Below are 18,373 nucleotides of genomic sequence, written 5' to 3'. Positions count from 1 at the left end.
TAGATGTAAATAGAATATAAAAAAGCCCTGTTGATACCAACAGGGCTTTTTTATATGGTCAAAACAATTCCTATAATTTGAGCGATAGTGCAAAGATAACTTGGGAAGGCCTGGAGTCTACCCTTCCTTCGACATTGGCAACATTTGCATCAATAAATTCAGCTTCGTTTTCGGAGAAGCCTCTTTCATATCTAACATCGAGTCCCAATTTTCCCAAATTAACGCCGACACCGGCATTTAAACCTACGGTAAAATCATTTTTTACATCTTCAATTTCAAGATCGCCCAAATCGTTGTTCAACGTATATTGGAAAGCAGGACCGGCAAAAATATGTAGTGGTCCTATCAATTTATATCCCAAAAGAACGGGCATATCCAATTTGGAGACATCATAATCCTGGGAATCACCTGCGACCTCGTACGAACTCTTGGTTTTGGAATACACCAATTCAGGTCTCAAATAGATTTTAGGAAAATCCAATTTGCCCCAAAATCCAAAATGATAACCGGCCTTACCTTCGGCTCCTTCCACAATATCGGAACCACCTTCTCCGACCGAACTGATCAAATCACCGTTCTTGTTGTAGGATAAACCGGCCTTGATACCAAAACCAGAGCCACTTTGGGCCATTACCGTTGTTCCGATTAGAGCAAAAACTGCTACTAAAAAAGTTTTTTTCATAAGTGTTGTTTTTTAAAAGGTTGAAAAAATATTCCAAAGGAATATAGTATCGAAACTATTTTCGCTTCAACACTTTTAAAACGGCTGCTTCAATGGCTTTATTGTTCAATCCGTATTTCTCCATAAGCTGATCTGGAGTGCCACTTTCCCCAAAAGTATCTTGAGTTGCCACAAACTCTTGTGGGGCAGGATTATGCGATGCCAGAACTCTGGAAACACTTTCTCCAAGCCCTCCCAAATAATTGTGTTCCTCGGCCGTTACCACACATCCGGTTTTTTTAACGGAATCCAAAATTGCCTTTTCATCTAAAGGTTTTATGGTATGGATATTAATCACTTCTGCCGATATACCTTGGTTTTCCAATGCTTCGGCAGCTATTAGGGCCTCCCAAACCAAATGTCCCGTTGCGATTATGGTGACATCGGACCCTTGGTTGAGCATTAGAGCTTTTCCAATTTCAAATTTTTGGTCCACTGGAGTAAAGTTGGCCACTTTGGGCCTTCCAAAACGGAGATAAACCGGACCATGGTGCTCCGCAATGGCAATGGTGGCAGCTTTTGTTTGGTTAAAATCGCATGGGTTGATGACCGTCATTCCCGGTAGCATCTTCATAAGGCCTATGTCTTCCAAAATTTGGTGTGTTGCACCATCTTCACCTAGGGTTAGTCCGGCGTGAGAGGCACATATTTTTACATTTTTGTCTGAATATGCGATGGATTGTCGAATTTGATCGTAGACCCGTCCTGTTGCAAAATTTGCGAACGTGGATGCAAAAGGAATCTTACCGCCGATGGTCAGACCTGCAGCAATTCCCATCATATTGGCTTCGGCAATACCTACTTGAAAGAAACGCTCAGGGTTTTCCTTAATAAAAGTTTCTATTTTAAGGGAGCCTACAAGGTCGGCACAGAGGGCTACTACATTTGGATTGGTTCTCCCCAATTCCGTCATACCAGCGCCATATCCGCTTCTCGTATCTTGTTTTCCTTGATCTGTATATTTAGTCATTGTTTCTGTTTCTAAGATTAGTAATCGCCTAAAGTTTCTGGGTTTTGTTCCAATGCATTTGCCAATTGCTCATCGTTCGGAGCTTTCCCGTGCCATGCATGGGTGTGCATCATAAAGTCTACACCGTTGCCCATTTCGGTTGTCATCACAATACAAACAGGCTTTCCTTTTCCAGTTCTGCTCTTAGCTTGGTTCAAGGTGGCAATTACGGCATCAAGGTCGTTGCCGTTTTCCAGTTCGAGAACGTCCCATCCAAATACCCTGAATTTTTCTGCGACATCGCCCAACGGAAGTACGTCTTCCGTTTCACCATCTATTTGTTTGCCATTGCGGTCAACGGTAGCGATCAAATTGTCGACCTTATTTCCGGCCGCATACATGATCGCTTCCCAGTTCTGTCCTTCCTGTAGTTCTCCATCGCCATGAAGGCTGAATACCAAATGATTATCACCATTTAATTTTTTTGCAAGTGCGGCACCGATGGCTACCGACATGCCTTGGCCCAAAGATCCGGACGCCACACGGACCCCGGGCAATCCTTCGTGCGTGGTGGGGTGGCCCTGTAATCTTGAATCGATTAATCTAAATGTGTTCAATTCTTCAACAGGGAAGTATCCTCTCCGAGCTAAAACACTATAAAAGACCGGTGAAATATGGCCATTGGACAAGAAGAAAAGGTCTTCTCCGATTCCATCCATATCAAAACCATCATTTAAATCCATAATGTCGTTGTAGAGGGCAACAAGAAATTCGGTACAGCCCAAAGATCCCCCGGGGTGTCCGGAATTTACCTTGTGCACCATTCTTAAAATATCCCTTCTTACCTGTACTACCAGGTCCTGTAATTCTTGCGTATTCGGCATGGTGTCTCTAATTTAAGCATCAAATGTACTGGCATTATTTGTGGAAAACAAGTGCCTAAAACACAATGGTCGACATATAAGCGGTTAGAAACTTTATTTTTTTGTTAAGGATTGGCGAAACTGAGTTGGTTATATTTGCGGTTTTAAAACAAACAATTGGATTTTACCCTATTACAAACGGATAGCAAGACCAAGGCCAGGGCAGGTAAACTGGAAACTGACCATGGAACTATACAGACCCCTATTTTTATGCCCGTAGGAACGGTTGCCACCGTAAAGGGCGTGCACCAGCGAGAATTAAGGGACGAGATAAATCCCGATATTATCCTGGGGAATACGTATCACCTTTATTTAAGACCCAAAACCACAATATTGAAAGAGGCAGGGGGACTCCATAAATTTATGGGATGGGACAGGCCTATATTGACAGATAGTGGTGGCTACCAAGTATACTCACTATCGGGCAACAGAAAAATAAAGGAGGAAGGCGTAAAATTTAAATCCCATATTGATGGATCCAATCACTTTTTTACGCCCGAAAACGTAATGGAAATACAGCGGACCATTGGCGCCGACATTATCATGGCTTTTGATGAGTGCACGCCCTATCCTTGCGACTACCAATACGCGAAGCGATCTATGCACATGACGCACCGATGGTTGGACAGATGCATCAATCATCTGGAAAAGTTGCCGTACAGCTATGATTATACCCAAAGTTTTTTTCCCATTGTGCAGGGTTCCACGTATAAAGACCTAAGAAAACAATCGGCAGAATACATTGCTTCCGTAGGAGCAGAGGGAAATGCGATCGGTGGTTTATCCGTGGGAGAGCCTGCAGAGGAAATGTACGAAATGGCAGAATTGGTCTGTGATATTTTGCCAGAAGATAAACCAAGGTATTTGATGGGTGTTGGTACGCCGATCAATATATTGGAGAATATTGCATTGGGAGTGGACATGTTCGACTGTGTTATGCCCACCCGAAATGCAAGGAACGGAATGTTGTTCACGGCGCATGGTACCATCAACATCAAGAACAAAAAATGGGAAAACGATTTTTCGCCTATTGATGAAATGGGAATTACCTATGTGGACACCGAATATTCCAAGGCGTATTTGCGCCATTTATTTGCTGCCAACGAATATTTGGGCAAGCAAATTGCCACAGTTCACAACCTTGGATTTTATTTATGGTTGGTGCGTACCGCTAGAGAACGTATTTTAGCCGGAGATTTTTTGGAGTGGAAAACCAAAATGGTCCGTCAAATGGATAAAAGATTGTAATGTTTACCATACTCGATAGATACATCTTAAAGCGCTACTTGATCACCTTTATGGGGATGCTCTTGTTGTTTGTGCCTATCGGGATCATGGCCAACTTGGCCGAAAAGATTGGTAAGATCATAGATAATGAGGCACCATTGGCCGAGGTCATCGTATTCTACGGTAATTTCACTTTAGTGATCGGCAACCTTCTGTTGCCCATATTCCTTTTCCTGTCCATAATATTTTTTACATCCAAACTGGCAAGCAACACCGAAATTGTGGCCATTTTAAGTTCAGGCGTATCTTTTTGGAGGTTTTTGCGCCCTTATTTTGTGGGCGCTACCTTGGTGGCCATTCTTATTTTTATGATGGGTATGTTCATTGTGCCCCATGCCAGTATCGGGTTCAACGAATTTGAATATAAATATTTTAAAAAGGGAAAACGAGATCGGGTAACGGAGAACATCTTTAACCAGTTGAACGAGAACGATTATATCTACGTTAGCAGTTTTGATCCCAACCGTCAGATTGGTTATAATTTTACCTACGAGCATTTTGATTCTATTGGAAAGTTAGACTACAAAATTTTCGCAAGTAACATTAGATGGGTCGAGGACGATAGTATCTACAGACTTACCAATTACGAAAAACGAACCATATTGAACGAAAGGGAGTTTATAGATGCCAAAAGGCGACTCGATACGGTTTTCTCCTTCAAAATAGACGATTTAACGCCAGTTTCTTACGTGGCCGAGACCAAAAACCTTTTTGAGCTGAACGAATTTATTGAAGATCAGCGCAGAAAGGGAGCGTCCAATATTAATGCTTATGTCCTGGTAAAATACAAACGATGGGCTTTGCCCATTGCTGCTTTTATTCTTACCGTAATAGCCGTTGCCGTTTCCTCGGTAAAGCGAAGAGGGGGCATGGGGCTTAATCTGGCCTTTGGTATAGGAGTGGCTTTTGTATATATTTTCTTTGATAAAGTATTTGGGACCCTGGCGGAACAATCTGGTTTTTCACCATTGCTCGCTGTGGTAATTCCCAACTTACTTTTTGGTGTTTTTGCCGTTTATATGCTCATGAAAGCTAAGCGATAAACCATCAAATTTGATCTATAGGACTGAAGTTAAAACATTTGCATATTTCATGCGAGTAAGCCATAATGTTATATATTTGTCCCCATTGTTTTTTGTGAAAATAAATGACTTCCCATGGAATATCTAGATTTTGAACTCCCCATCAAAGAACTTGAAGAGCAACTTCAAAAGTGTATGATCATAGGGGAGGAAAGTGATGTGGACGTGTCCGAAACGTGCACACAGATCGAACAGAAACTTGATCAGACCCGAAAGGATATCTATAAAAACCTAACTGCTTGGCAAAAAGTACAATTGTCAAGACACCCCAGTAGACCTTATACAATGGATTACATTAAAGCCATTTGTGGAGATACCTTTTTGGAGCTCCATGGAGACAGAAATGTAAAGGACGATAAGGCGATGGTGGGCGGACTTGGAAAAATAGGGGACCAGAGTTACATGTTCATTGGTCAGCAAAAAGGGTACAATACAAAAACGCGCCAGTACCGAAACTTTGGTATGGCCAATCCGGAAGGGTACCGAAAGGCGCTCAGATTGATGAAATCCGCAGAAAAGTTCAAAATCCCAGTAGTATGTTTTGTAGATACTCCGGGAGCCTATCCAGGTATCGAGGCAGAGGAGAGGGGGCAAGGTGAGGCCATAGCCCGCAACATTCTCGAGATGACCCGACTTAAAGTACCGATTATCGTTATTATTATTGGTGAAGGAGCATCGGGAGGTGCACTGGGCATTGGAGTAGGAGACAAAGTACTTATGTTGGAGAACACATGGTACTCCGTTATATCCCCAGAATCCTGTTCATCCATACTTTGGAGGAGTTGGGAATTTAAAGAGCAGGCCGCCGATGCATTGAAGTTGACCGCAACCGATATGAAAAAACAAAAGCTGGTCGATGAGATAGTGAAAGAACCATTGGGCGGAGCACATGCCAATAGAGAAAAAACATTTGAAACCGTCGCGAACAAAATTTCGTCACATTTCGAAGAGCTCAAAAAGTTATCACCAAAAGAATTGGTGAAAGCTCGCATGGATAAATATGCGAATATGGGTGTCTTTAGTGAATAAATCTTGTTTTTCGGGGGTTCACCTTTTTCTTTAGGTTTTATCCTCAATTTTTTTTATGTTATTAACAGGTATTTTTAAGTTATCAACGATCCAATTGTTGAGTACCTGTGGAAATCGTATTCATCTAATTTAAAGTTAACTTAAGGTTAATTAGCTACTTTCGCATTCATGGAAAAACCTAGCCCTATCGTAGGACATCGAGTGGACAAATCTGCCCTGATCAATCTTGAAAGAGGTAAAATACCGCCTCAAGCAGTTGATTTAGAGGAGGTTGTGTTAGGGGCTATGATGATAGATAAAAAAGGAGTTGATGAAGTAATCGATATTCTGCACCCAGACGTATTCTACAAGGATTCCCATAAATATGTTTATGAAGCCATCTTCAAGTTGTTCGAATCTTCTGAACCAGTGGATTTATTAACGGTCTCCGGACAGTTAAAGAAAGATGGGAAACTAGAAGCGGTAGGCGGAGACTTTTATTTGATAAAACTGACCCAAAAGGTCGCTTCATCCGCACATATCGAGTTTCACGCGCGGATCATCCTTCAAAAATATATCCAACGAAGCCTGATTAAAATATCCAACGACATTATTGAAGAGGCATATAGCGATGCAACCGATGTTTTTGATCTGTTGGACAGTGCCGAAGCAAAATTGTACGAGGTAACGCAGGGCAACTTAAAGCGTTCTGCGGAAACTGCACAGAATTTGGTAATACAGGCCAAAAAGCGAATAGAGGAAATTTCCAATAAGGAAGGGCTTAGCGGTATCCCATCAGGATTCGATAAATTGGACAAACTTACATCCGGGTGGCAACCCAGTGATTTGATCATTGTTGCGGCAAGACCTGGTATGGGTAAAACGGCATTAACGCTTTCCATGGCACGTAATATTGCCGTGAATTCCGAAATTCCAGTGGCGTTCTTCTCCTTGGAGATGTCCTCCGTACAGTTGATTACCCGTTTAATATCTTCCGAAACAGGATTGTCCTCCGAAAAATTGAGGACCGGTAAATTGGAAAAACATGAGTGGGAACAATTGAACGTTAAGGTAAAGACCCTGGAAAAGGCGCCTTTGTTTATAGACGACACCCCTTCGTTGTCCATATTTGACCTTCGTGCCAAGGCCAGGCGATTGGCATCCCAACACGGAATTAGACTTATAATAATAGATTATTTGCAGTTGATGACCGCAGGGGGTAGCCAAAAAGGAGGAAACCGTGAACAGGAGATTTCTACCATATCCCGTAACCTAAAGGCATTGGCCAAGGAACTTAATGTTCCTGTAATAGCACTGTCCCAGTTATCGCGAGCGGTGGAGACCCGTGGAGGTAGTAAAAGACCTATTCTTTCCGATTTGAGGGAATCCGGGGCCATTGAACAGGATGCGGATATTGTATCCTTTATCTATAGACCGGAATATTATAAAATTGACGAGTGGGACGATGAGGAACGCACCCCGACCCAAGGTCAAGCAGAATTTATTGTGGCCAAACACCGTAATGGTGGTTTAGAAAATATTAGGTTAAAATTTGTGGGTGCTCTGGGTAAATTTGATAACTTGGATGACTTTGATTCCCCATTCGAATTCCAATCGAAGATGAATGCGGACGAAGAAAATCCCTTTGCGACACCAAATCTTCCGAGTGCGGACGATGCTTTCGGTAGCGCAATGAACAGTAATGACCCAGATGATAACGACGTGCCGTTTTAAAAAATTACTTTCCAAAGTGTCATTTCGAGCGTATGCGAGAAATCTCACCTACATGTTTGTTTTGTTTTTTTTCTTTAAAGCTTCAGCCTCCGTTATTCTGATTCCAATGGATGCCGAAGGGCAGAAAAATCATTTAAAAGCTTACGGAATAACCTATTGGGTACTCTCCAAACAACAAAAAGTGCAATGGTTGCTCAATTATCGGGGCGGTTCCTTTATTTTGCCCGATGGAGATGCCATTAGAAAGGAATGCCAAATTCGAGGTGTTTCCTTTGAGGTCTTGTCCGACGCACAGGCCGAGCAAATCTTGGATGACATTTCCAGTCCTTCCCAAAATCAAGATGCGGTAATCCTAGAAAAAGCACCAAAAATTGCCGTGTATTCCCCAAAGGGAAACCAACCTTGGGACGATGCCGTTACCATGGTGCTTACCTATGCCGAGATTCCCTATACAACCATTTATGATACCGAGGTTTTAGGAGATAAACTGGCCTTGTACGATTGGCTGCACCTCCACCATGAAGATTTTACAGGTCAATACGGCCGATTTTACGGACATTACCGTGCAGCACCATGGTACATCAGAGATAAGGAGAAGGCAGAAGAGTTGGCCAAAAGTCTCGGCTATGCCAAGGTCTCCGATCAGAAATTGGCAGTGGCCCTAAAAATAAGAAATTATGTTATCGGAGGTGGGTTTATGTTTGCCATGTGTTCCGCGACCGATAGTTTTGATATTGCCCTGGCGGCAGAAGATGTGGATATTTGCGAACCTATGTTCGATGGGGATCCCTCGGATGCGAATTATCAGGCCAAACTTAATTTCAACAATACATTCGCCTTCACCAATTTTACTTTAGAACGAAACCCCATCCGTTACGAGTTTTCATCCATCGATATGACAAATAAGCGAGCCAATGTCCCCAAGGAATCAGATTATTTTTCGTTGATGGAATTTTCCGCTAAATGGGATCCGGTGCCCACTATGTTAACACAAAACCATACAAGTTTGGTAAAAGGGTTTATGGGGCAAACAACAGCCTACACCAGAGCGCAGATCAAACCGACCGTTATGGTTTTGGGTGAGAACAAAATCAATGGAGAGGCCAGGTATATCCATGGTATTAAAGGAAAGGGTTTCTTTACTTTTTATGGTGGTCACGATCCGGAAGATTATCAGCATAGGGTAGGAGACCCAAAAACGGAGCTGGAACTGCATCCTACTTCGCCCGGTTATCGTTTGATTTTGAACAACGTTTTGTTCCCTGCTGCCCGCAAAAAGAAGCAAAAGACCTAGCTCAAGTACTTTTTGAAGAAATCTATGGTCCTTTCCCACGCTAAATTGGCTGATGCCTCATCAAAGCGCGGTGTTGTATTGTTATGGAAACCGTGGTTGACATCGGGGTAAAAATGCGCTTCGTATGCTTTGTCGAATTTTTTTAATTTGGCCTCGTAGTCTTCCCAACCAGCATTTACCCGTTCATCCAATCCTGCAAAATGAATTAATAGGGGGGCTTTTATTTGGGCCACTTCCTTCTCCTCCTTGGGCTGACTGCCATAAAAAGGAACAGCGGCGGCCAATTGCGGCACTTTTACGGCCATCATGTTCGAAATCCATCCGCCAAAACAAAAGCCGACTACCCCCACTTTACCGTTGCAGTCTTCATGGTTTTTGAGATATTCGTAAGCGGAGATAAAATCCTCCAACATCTCGTTACGGTCCCGTTCTCGTTGCATCGCCCTTCCCTCGTCATCATTTCCGGGATAGCCTCCAAGTGGGGTGAGGGCATCCGGAGCCAACGAAATAAAACCTGCCTTGGCAGCTCTTCTTCCCACATCTTCAATATAAGGATTAAGGCCTCGGTTTTCGTGCACCACAACTACACCGCCCATTTTACCGGAGCTGTTTTTTGGCTTGGACAACAACCCCTTGATTTCTCCACCGCCCTTTGGGGAATTATAAGTAATGAACTTGGAATCCAATTCCGGGTCATTGGGAGATACGGTCAAGGTGTCCTTATAATTGGGCATCACAAAACTGAGCAGGGATGCCAGAGTGATGCCACCTACGGCATAAACGGAAAGCTTCTCCATAAACTCTCTACGATCTAACTGATTGTGGGCATATTTGTCGTATAGGTCAAAAACCTCTTGTTTAATGTCTTCTTTTTTTAGTGATGCCATAGTGTTGGTGTTTGGTTAACAATGACCTTAAGGTACAAATTATCCTATTGCTGAATCATAAAATTAATTGGAAAGTGCTTCTGCAGTGCCAAGCCGGAAATAGTTTTGATTACTTTTTTATGGTGAGACTATCCACCGGTTTATTTTTTGGCCATGCCTGACTGATCATGTGATCGGTGATCAACCATTTTCCCTTTATGTTTTGATATACCCTCAAGTGGTTGATTATCCTGTCGTCCATGTGTGTTCCATTGGGCCATTTTTGATTTGTACGGATGTTTTGTGTTCGTACCGTGGCAATGGAATCATTTGGAAAACGGATATCGTTCGCTCCATAATTGTTTTCTCCGGACATAACAAAATTCAATCCAAAAATCGATTCCAAGAGTTTTTGTAAATCTTCCTTGGATCGTGCCCTATCACCAAAGGCATTGGTCCAGTCTATTTCATCGGCATAATATTTTATTGCAAGTTGAAGATCTTTCGATTCCCAGGCTTTATCCCAAGCATCAATACTTTCAATAATTTGGGCAGCGTCTTTGGCATGATCGATTTGGGATTCGACGATTTTGTTGTCACAACCGGCAAGAAGAAATACAAGGACCACTGCGTATGCTATATTTTTCATACGATTGATTTTTTAAAAAAACGGGGGAAGTTGCAGTCGACGTAATCAACTGCTAATCATAAAGATATATAAAAAAATACAATCCGGTCAGAAAATCTTAGAGGAGTTTTTCCAAAATGCGCTCCACACCATAATCGTCGTTGCTACTGGTTGTGTATTTCGCTGTTTTTAGCACATTGGGGTGTGCATTGGCCATGGCAAAACTATAATCCGACAATTGAAGCATTTCTAAGTCGTTGTTGTAGTCCCCAAATACCATTATTTCGTTGGAAGAGATATTGTATTGATCCATTACCTTTTGCAGGGCATAGCCCTTATGTGCGTTTAAGTCGGAAATATCGACCCAGTTGGCACCTGAGACCTTGACTTTTAAGTCGCGTTCCAGATGTTTTACATGAGGAAAAATGTGCTTTTCGGAGCTCTCAAAATGGTAGATGGCAATTTTTAAGACCTCTTCATCCACTTGTTTTTGGTGATCTACTATTTCAAACTCCGAATAGTATTCACGAAGCATGTCTATAAACTCATTGGAAGTACCACCTACAAAGGCATTGTTTTGACAGCATAGCACAGGATGTACATGCTCCAAAGGAAGCACGGTGTCCAGGATGCGGTGTACTTCGGATGTGCTAATTGGGGTCGAGAGCAAGGTTTGTTCCTGTTTTTTGATCAGGGCCCCGTTTTCGGCAATTATCAAAATTTCGTTCTTGATGGAATCCAATTTATCGACCATGCTATGGTACTGTCTGCCACTCGCTGCTACAAAAGCAATATTTTTCTTTTTGAGTTCTTGATATATTTCAAAAAAACGGGGGCTTACCTCATGATTGGAATTTAATAAAGTCCCATCCATATCGGTGACCACCATCTTAATTTGTGATAAATCCATGTAAAATAGTTAAGCCACAAAGGTATTTTATATTCACAGATAGCACCGGTAGTTTTGGTAAACTTTATATTAATTTCGGGCTAGAGAATTTTTTGGCATGAATTTTTATCAGAAAGAAATACAACTACGGTCTTATTCTAGAGGATTCCATTTGATTACGGATATAATTCTTGATGCCTTGCCTGAACTCCGAAAGATAAACACTGGGTTTTTGCAGGTCTTCATCAAGCATACTTCTGCCAGTTTAACGATCAACGAGAATGCGGATCCCACGGTTCGAACAGATTTTGAAAGCCACATGAATACCATGGTACCTGAAAATGCACCGTATTACGTGCATACTTACGAAGGACCGGACGATATGCCTGCTCACATCAAGGCCTCCCTAATGGGGACTTCGGTACAGATTCCTATAACCCAGGGTAGATTGAATATGGGTATATGGCAAGGTATTTACCTGTGCGAACATCGTAACCAAGCTTCGGGCCGGAAATTGGTGGTTACCGCTTATGGTCAATAAATGAAGTCGTATCGGTTTTTGCCCAGTGGAGAACATATATAAAATAAAAGATCCCGCACAAGGCGGGATCTTAAAATAAGCGGGGTAAGTTTATATTAACTTTTTACTTTACTTTCTCAACGATTGCCTTGAAGGCATCTGGGTGGTTCATGGCCAAATCGGCAAGAACTTTTCTATTAAGCTCTATTCCATTGGCTTTTACTTTACCCATAAATTGAGAGTAAGACATTCCGTGCATTCTAGCACCAGCATTGATACGGGTGATCCATAGCGAACGGAAAGTACGCTTTTTGTTTCTTCTATCACGGTAAGCGTAAAGCATTGCTTTTTCTACCGCATTTTTGGCTACCGTCCAAACGTTTTTACGTCTTCCAAAGTAACCTTTGGCTTGCTTCATCACTTTTTTTCTTCTAGCTCGTGAAGCAACTGAATTTACTGATCTTGGCATAATGTGTCATTTTTTTGTAGCAGGCGCCTCAATTTTTGAGGACTTGGTTGGCCCGACTCCATGGTTAATAAATAATGTACCGGTGAACAATTATTTTAAACGTAACTGTTCTTTGATGTTGTCCTCATCCGCTTTGTGAACCAAAGTGGAATGGGTCAACTTCAGCTTTCGCTTTTTAGATTTTTTGGTCAAAATGTGACTCTTAAAAGCGTGCTTTCTTTTGATTTTACCAGAACCGGTAAGCTTAAAACGCTTTTTGGCACTGGATTTTGTTTTCATCTTAGGCATTTTCCTAGTATTTAACTCCGCTTATTAGACCGAACTATGTTCGGTTTTATTTTTTACTTGTTTTGGGTGCGATGAACATGGTCATTCGCTTGCCTTCCAATTTTGGCATTTGTTCAACCTTACCTAGATCTTCCAATTCCTGTGCCAACCTTAGAAGCAATATTTCGCCTTGATCTTTATAAACGATGGAACGTCCTTTAAAGAATACATAGGCTTTTAACTTGGCTCCGTCTTTCAAGAATTTCTCTGCGTGTCTTTTCTTGAAATCGTAATCATGATCATCCGTCTGTGGGCCAAATCTAATTTCCTTTACGACCACTTTACTCGCTTTGGCCTTCATGGCTTTGTCGCGTTTCTTTTGCTCGTAAAGGAACTTTTTATAGTCCATTACCTTACAAACAGGGGGTTCGGCATTTGGTGATATTTCTACCAGGTCCAATTCCTGTTCGGTTGCTATTTCCCTAGCTTTTGATATGGGGTAAACACCCATTTCAACATTATCGCCGACAAGACGTACTTCCCGGGCTTTTATTTTTTCATTGATGTTGTGAGGGTTTTTGTTTTCCCTCCTGGGTTGGGGTCTAAATCTTCTTCTAATTGCTATGACGTAAACTTTTTAATTAAACTTAATTTTTTAGAACGACTTTAAGGTACTATTTATTTCAGTAGTTACCAAGTCTGAAAAAGCATTAACGCTTAGACTTCCTAAATCTTCGCCGCCATGACGCCTAACAGAAATGGTAGCAGACTCTTCTTCCTGTTCACCGACAATGATCATGAATGGAATTTTTTTGAGTTCTGCTTCACGGATTTTTTTCCCTACCGTCTCGTTCCTATTATCAATGAGCGCGCGAATTTCGTGATTTTCTAACGAATTCAAAACTTTTTCCGCATATTTTTCGTGTTTCTCGCTGACGGGCAGTACAATAGCCTGTGTCGGAATCAACCAAAGCGGGAAGTTTCCTCCGGTATGCTCCAGCAATAGGGCAACAAATCGTTCCATGCTGCCAAAGGGCGCACGGTGGATCATTACCGGTCTGTGCAGTTCATTATCACTGCCTTTGTAAGTCAGGTCAAATCGCTTCGGTAAATTATAGTCGACCTGAATGGTGCCCAATTGCCAGTTTCTGCCGAGGGCATCTTTTATCATAAAATCCAGTTTTGGACCATAAAACGCAGCTTCACCACTTTCGATTATGTAGTTTAGACCTTTCTCTTCGGCAGCGTTGATAATTGCGCTCTCTGCTCTGTCCCAATCTTCGGCATTACCAATATATTTGTCGGGATTTTCCATATCCCTTATGGATACTTGGGCCGTAAAATCGTCAAAACCCAATGAGTTGAGTACATATAAGGTAAGATCGATAACATTTTTGAACTCATCGTTCAATTGCTCGATGGTGCAAAAAATGTGCGCATCGTCTTGAGTAAAACCCCTTACCCTGGTAAGGCCGTGCAGTTCACCACTCTGTTCGTATCTGTATACAGTGCCAAACTCCGCATAGCGTTTTGGCAGATCCTTGTAACTGTATGGTTTGCTGTTGAAAATCTCACAATGGTGAGGGCAGTTCATGGGTTTTAACAAAAACTCTTCGTCCTCTTTTGGTGTATGTATGGGTTGAAAGCTATCTTCACCGTATTTGGCATAGTGACCGGATGTAACATAAAGTTCCTTTTGGCCAATATGTGGGGTAACCACCATTTCATAACCGGCTTTCTTCTGTGCTTTTTTAAGGAATTGCTCCAAGCGCTCACGTAATGCTGCTCCATTGGGCAACCATAAAGGGAGGCCTTGGCCAACCTTTTGTGAAAATGTGAAAAGCTCAAGTTCTTTCCCTAATTTTCTGTGGTCCCTTTTTTTGGCCTCTTCCAAGAGCTGAAGATATTCCGTTAATTCTTTCTGTTTTGGAAAAGAAATACCGTAAACGCGGGTTAACTGTGTATTGTTTTCATCGCCGCGCCAATAAGCACCGGCAACGCTCAAAAGCTTAATTGCTTTTATAATGCCTGTGTTCGGAATATGCCCTCCTCGACACAGGTCGGTAAATGTGCTATGGTCGCAAAATGTTATGGAACCATCTTCAAGGTTTTCAATGAGCTCAACCTTATACTCGTTCCCTTGTTCTTTATAATAAGAAAGAGCCTCCGCTTTGGATACGCTTCTCATTTTATAGTCGTGTTTGCCTCGGGCTATTTCCAAAGCTTTCTTCTCTATCTTCGGAAAATCTTTTTCGGAAATGGTATGATCGCCAAAATCCACATCATAATAAAATCCGTTTTCAATGGCCGGACCAATGGTTAGCTTAATTCCAGGATAAAGCTCTTCCAAAGCTTGGGCGACTACGTGGGATGTAGAGTGCCAAAATGCTTTTTTGCCCTCAGCATCTTTCCAAGTGTAAAGAGTCAATGCACCGTCTGTGGTCAATGGGGTGGAAGTCTCGACCGTTGTATCATTGAACTTTGCAGAAATAACGTTTCGGGCAAGCCCTTCGCTAATACTTTGGGCGACAGTAAAGGGAGAAGTTCCCTTTTCGACTTCTTTTACAGCACCATCAGGCAATGTGATCTTTATCATGTTGTTTAAACTTCTAAGTTTTATTTTCAAGACGACAAAGATAATACCTTGTATAGATGCTGCAATACCTATTTACTATATAAACATTAATTTTCCTGGTATCGAAAGGTGATTGTGATCGATTTGTAAAAGGAAACGGTTGAAAACGAATGCAGCTTTTGAAATTTTCAAAAAAATTGTATTTTTATCTGCTTTGTTTTCAGTTGATTGACGACATGTTGTTGGGAGAATTAAAAAAACATCTTGTTTATTCTTGAAATGGTGTTACATTTGCAGCCCCAAAAACAACAAAGGGTTTGTTTTTTGGAGACGTTCACAGGCATTTTGAAAGACTGTTTTTGGCAATAGAAAAAAACAGAAAAAAATAGAGCAAAGCATTGTGTAATCAAAAAAAGCATTTTACATTTGCAGCCCGAAAAACACCAAGGTGTGTAAGGGGAAAGTTCATGTAAAAACACTGTTTTTGAGGTCGAAAAAATGTTTTGAATTTTTTTTCAAAAAAACCTTGCCAAATAAAAAAACAGTTGTAAATTTGCACCCGCTTTACCGAATAGGTGAAGAGGTGGAATCGATAAGAAATTGATTTTGATTGTCGGTTCGAGTGAAACAAACAAGTTCATATACATATTGTAACGACAGCGTAAGAATTATAAAGAACCATTTTGATGCGGGGACTCGTGTTTTCGGGTGTCGGACAGACATTCAAGGAAATACAATGAAGAGTTTGATCCTGGCTCAGGATGAACGCTAGCGGCAGGCCTAACACATGCAAGTCGAGGGGCAGCGGGAAAAAGCTTGCTTTTTTGCCGGCGACCGGCGCACGGGTGCGGAACGCGTATGGAACCTGCCCCTGTCAGGGGAATAGCCCAGGGAAACTTGGATTAATGCCCCATGGTACCGTTACATCGCATGATGTTTCGGTTAAAGATTTATCGGACAGGGATGGCCATGCGTACCATTAGTTAGTTGGCGGGGTAACGGCCCACCAAGGCAGCGATGGTTAGGGGCCCTGAGAGGGGGATCCCCCACACTGGTACTGAGACACGGACCAGACTCCTACGGGAGGCAGCAGTGAGGAATATTGGACAATGGGCGGGAGCCTGATCCAGCCATGCCGCGTGCAGGATGACTGCCCTATGGGTTGTAAACTGCTTTTATACGGGAAGAAACGCACCTACGTGTAGGTGTCTGACGGTACCGTAAGAATAAGGACCGGCTAACTCCGTGCCAGCAGCCGCGGTAATACGGAGGGTCCGAGCGTTATCCGGAATCATTGGGTTTAAAGGGTCCGTAGGCGGGCCTGTAAGTCAGGGGTGAAAGTTTGTGGCTCAACCATAAAATTGCCTTTGATACTGCAGGTCTTGAGTCATGGTGGGGTTGCCGGAACATGTGGTGTAGCGGTGAAATGCATAGATATCACATAGAACACCGATCGCGAAGGCAGGTGACCAACCATGTACTGACGCTGATGGACGAAAGCGTGGGTAGCGAACGGGATTAGATACCCCGGTAGTCCACGCCGTAAACGATGGATACTAGCTGTGGGGACTTCGGTCTCCGTGGCCAAGCGAAAGTGATAAGTATCCCACCTGGGGAGTACGTTCGCAAGAATGAAACTCAAAGGAATTGACGGGGGCCCGCACAAGCGGTGGAGCATGTGGTTTAATTCGATGATACGCGAGGAACCTTACCAGGGCTTAAATGCAGGCTGCATGGGGTAGAGATACCCCTTTCTTCGGACCGCCTGCAAGGTGCTGCATGGTTGTCGTCAGCTCGTGCCGTGAGGTGTCAGGTTAAGTCCTATAACGAGCGCAACCCCTACCGTTAGTTGCCAGCATGTCAAGATGGGGACTCTAACGGGACTGCCGGTGCAAACCGTGAGGAAGGTGGGGACGACGTCAAATCATCACGGCCCTTACGTCCTGGGCTACACACGTGCTACAATGGCCGGTACAGAGGGAAGCCACCCCGCAAGGGGGCGCGGATCTACAAAACCGGTCACAGTTCGGATCGGGGTCTGCAACTCGACCCCGTGAAGCTGGAATCGCTAGTAATCGGATATCAGCCATGATCCGGTGAATACGTTCCCGGGCCTTGTACACACCGCCCGTCAAGCCATGGAAGCCGGGAGTGCCTGAAGTCCGTCACCGCGAGGAGCGGCCTAGGGCAAAATCGGTAACTAGGGCTAAGTCGTAACAAGGTAGCCGTACCGGAAGGTGCGGCTGGAACACCTCCTTTCTAGAGAAAGAGACGCCCGGAATACCGGGTCCTGCACGAGGTGGTTGTTATAGTATTGCGCTGTCGTTCATAATATGTTACAAATACTGGCAATAGGCCAAGACAGTCTCATAGCTCAGCTGGTTAGAGCGCTACACTGATAATGTAGAGGTCGGCAGTTCGAGTCTGCCTGAGACTACAAGTCGAAAGAAAGACGAGAAGCCTGTGCTGAGCGCAGTCGAAGTAAGTCTGCCTGAGACTACGATGATAAGTTCATTGAGTACTGAGATTAGGAAATTCTAGATGTTGGGTTACCGTTATATAGTACTGTTAACTGATAACTGTTAACTGACAACTGATAATGGGGGATTAGCTCAGCTGGCTAGAGCGCCTGCCTTGCACGCAGGAGGTCATCGGTTCGACTCCGATATTCTCCACCACGGCAAAGGTCGTCCGCTGATTTTTAGACATCGGTGGCGATCGGCCACAAGTTCATTGACATATTGGGACGGAGCAGCAACGATTTAGTTCGTTGACATGCGAAGTCAAAGAAGAAACACGAAGTAGAATAGAACATTAAGGATTACGAGAGGGCATTTGTATCTTAGGGTACAGGTGCGACAAGCAAAAGAAGGGCGTATGGGGGATGCCTAGGCTCTCAGAGGCGAAGAAGGACGTGATAAGCTGCGAAAATCCACGGGGAGCTGCACATGAGCATTGATCCGTGGGTGTCCGAATGGGGCAACCCGGCTGGTTGAAGGCCAGTCACACCGTAAGGTGGGCGAACCCGCTGAACTGAAACATCTAAGTAGGCGGAGGAAGAGAAAACAAGAGTGATTCCGAGAGTAGTGGCGAGCGAAATCGGATCGGCCCAAACCGTTGTTGTTCCGGCAATGACGGGGTTGTAGGACCACAATGTTCTT

16 protein-coding genes, 2 tRNA genes and 2 rRNA genes (1 of these 20 cut by a window edge) are annotated in these 18,373 nt (G+C 43.2%); 10 read left to right on the top strand and 10 right to left on the bottom strand.

The window, feature by feature from the left end; genetic code table 11:
- Positions 1 to 70: 70 nt before the first annotated feature.
- Genes ACXAFK_RS12115 through ACXAFK_RS12105 form a run of 3 tightly spaced genes read right to left on the bottom strand, consistent with a single transcriptional unit; the run spans position 71 to position 2,554 of the window.
- On the bottom strand, positions 71 to 682 hold the full coding sequence (locus tag ACXAFK_RS12115; protein WP_224837717.1) for an outer membrane beta-barrel protein: 612 nt from the start codon (positions 680 to 682) through the stop codon (positions 71 to 73).
- A 55-nt stretch (positions 683 to 737) separates the two neighbouring features.
- The gene (locus tag ACXAFK_RS12110; RefSeq protein ID WP_224837716.1) at positions 738 to 1,691 is read right to left on the bottom strand and encodes a transketolase family protein; all 954 of its coding nucleotides are present in this window, start codon (positions 1,689 to 1,691) and stop codon (positions 738 to 740) included.
- A gap of 17 nt (positions 1,692 to 1,708) precedes the next feature.
- A complete protein-coding gene (locus ACXAFK_RS12105; RefSeq protein WP_474957926.1) occupies positions 1,709 to 2,554 on the bottom strand; it encodes a transketolase in 846 nt (281 codons plus the stop codon).
- 156 nt (positions 2,555 to 2,710) lie between these two features.
- Here ACXAFK_RS12105 and tgt point away from each other — a divergent pair, with 156 nt between their 5' ends.
- The 5 genes from tgt to ACXAFK_RS12080 all read left to right on the top strand — a co-directional run bounded on the left by tgt (position 2,711) and on the right by ACXAFK_RS12080 (position 8,998).
- Entirely contained in the window at positions 2,711 to 3,841 is a 1,131-nt protein-coding gene (tgt, locus tag ACXAFK_RS12100; protein ID WP_474957925.1) for a tRNA guanosine(34) transglycosylase Tgt, read from the top strand.
- Positions 3,841 to 4,923 (top strand): LptF/LptG family permease, encoded by a 1,083-nt coding sequence (locus ACXAFK_RS12095; protein WP_338195942.1) that lies wholly within the window; start codon positions 3,841 to 3,843, stop codon positions 4,921 to 4,923. Before tgt ends, ACXAFK_RS12095 begins: the two co-directional genes overlap by 1 nt.
- A 114-nt stretch (positions 4,924 to 5,037) precedes the next feature.
- Positions 5,038 to 5,991 carry an acetyl-CoA carboxylase carboxyltransferase subunit alpha gene (locus ACXAFK_RS12090; protein WP_224837712.1) on the top strand — a complete coding sequence of 318 codons (954 nt, stop codon included), beginning with the start codon at positions 5,038 to 5,040 and terminating at the stop codon, positions 5,989 to 5,991.
- A gap of 168 nt (positions 5,992 to 6,159) precedes the next feature.
- Positions 6,160 to 7,704 carry a replicative DNA helicase gene (dnaB, locus tag ACXAFK_RS12085; protein ID WP_224837711.1) on the top strand — a complete coding sequence of 515 codons (1,545 nt, stop codon included), beginning with the start codon at positions 6,160 to 6,162 and terminating at the stop codon, positions 7,702 to 7,704.
- Positions 7,705 to 7,756: 52 nt separating this feature from the next.
- Positions 7,757 to 8,998: an asparagine synthetase B gene (locus ACXAFK_RS12080; protein WP_224837710.1), complete on the top strand. Its 1,242-nt coding sequence runs from the start codon at positions 7,757 to 7,759 to the stop codon at positions 8,996 to 8,998.
- On the opposite strand, the gene ACXAFK_RS12075 is transcribed toward ACXAFK_RS12080, so the two are convergent.
- The 3 genes from ACXAFK_RS12075 to ACXAFK_RS12065 form a co-directional block, all read right to left on the bottom strand.
- Positions 8,995 to 9,885 (bottom strand): dienelactone hydrolase family protein, encoded by an 891-nt coding sequence (locus ACXAFK_RS12075; protein WP_474957924.1) that lies wholly within the window; start codon positions 9,883 to 9,885, stop codon positions 8,995 to 8,997. The two genes, ACXAFK_RS12080 and ACXAFK_RS12075, sit on opposite strands and share 4 nt — an antisense overlap.
- Positions 9,886 to 9,994: 109 nt before the next feature.
- Positions 9,995 to 10,513 carry a YybH family protein gene (locus tag ACXAFK_RS12070; RefSeq protein ID WP_474957923.1) on the bottom strand — a complete coding sequence of 173 codons (519 nt, stop codon included), beginning with the start codon at positions 10,511 to 10,513 and terminating at the stop codon, positions 9,995 to 9,997.
- A gap of 97 nt (positions 10,514 to 10,610) precedes the next feature.
- Positions 10,611 to 11,402, bottom strand: coding sequence for an HAD family hydrolase (locus tag ACXAFK_RS12065; RefSeq protein ID WP_252080131.1), 792 nt, complete (start codon positions 11,400 to 11,402; stop codon positions 10,611 to 10,613).
- A 97-nt stretch (positions 11,403 to 11,499) separates the two neighbouring features.
- On the opposite strand from ACXAFK_RS12065, the gene ACXAFK_RS12060 reads away from it, so the two are divergent.
- Entirely contained in the window at positions 11,500 to 11,922 is a 423-nt protein-coding gene (locus tag ACXAFK_RS12060) for a secondary thiamine-phosphate synthase enzyme YjbQ (protein ID WP_474957922.1), read from the top strand.
- A gap of 103 nt (positions 11,923 to 12,025) precedes the next feature.
- Here ACXAFK_RS12060 and rplT read toward each other — a convergent pair whose 3' ends face one another.
- From rplT to thrS, 4 genes are all read right to left on the bottom strand, one after another.
- On the bottom strand, positions 12,026 to 12,370 hold the full coding sequence (gene rplT / locus ACXAFK_RS12055) for a 50S ribosomal protein L20 (RefSeq protein ID WP_014033571.1): 345 nt from the start codon (positions 12,368 to 12,370) through the stop codon (positions 12,026 to 12,028).
- A 90-nt stretch (positions 12,371 to 12,460) separates the two neighbouring features.
- On the bottom strand, positions 12,461 to 12,658 hold the full coding sequence (gene rpmI, locus ACXAFK_RS12050; protein WP_224837705.1) for a 50S ribosomal protein L35: 198 nt from the start codon (positions 12,656 to 12,658) through the stop codon (positions 12,461 to 12,463).
- 46 nt (positions 12,659 to 12,704) lie between these two features.
- On the bottom strand, positions 12,705 to 13,256 hold the full coding sequence (gene infC / locus ACXAFK_RS12045) for a translation initiation factor IF-3 (protein ID WP_286037781.1): 552 nt from the start codon (positions 13,254 to 13,256) through the stop codon (positions 12,705 to 12,707).
- Positions 13,257 to 13,292: 36 nt separating this feature from the next.
- Positions 13,293 to 15,233 carry a threonine--tRNA ligase gene (gene thrS, locus ACXAFK_RS12040; protein ID WP_474957921.1) on the bottom strand — a complete coding sequence of 647 codons (1,941 nt, stop codon included), beginning with the start codon at positions 15,231 to 15,233 and terminating at the stop codon, positions 13,293 to 13,295.
- Between the two features lie 712 nt (positions 15,234 to 15,945).
- Between thrS and ACXAFK_RS12035 the strand changes: the two genes are divergently transcribed.
- The 4 genes from ACXAFK_RS12035 to ACXAFK_RS12020 form a co-directional block, all read left to right on the top strand.
- Positions 15,946 to 17,471, top strand: a 16S ribosomal RNA gene (locus ACXAFK_RS12035).
- A gap of 104 nt (positions 17,472 to 17,575) precedes the next feature.
- Positions 17,576 to 17,649, top strand: a tRNA-Ile gene (locus ACXAFK_RS12030).
- A 164-nt stretch (positions 17,650 to 17,813) separates the two neighbouring features.
- A tRNA-Ala gene (locus ACXAFK_RS12025) sits at positions 17,814 to 17,890 on the top strand.
- Positions 17,891 to 18,067: 177 nt separating this feature from the next.
- Positions 18,068 to 18,373 (top strand): 23S ribosomal RNA (locus ACXAFK_RS12020); it runs 2,513 nt beyond the window's last position.
- The 16S and 23S rRNA genes sit together here with 2 tRNA genes alongside, the layout of an rRNA operon.

The organism is Flagellimonas sp. ABD4_174 (assembly GCF_056160185.1).
Note: the sequence above shows the minus strand (reverse complement) of the source record. Positions and strands in the feature narration are given on the sequence as shown.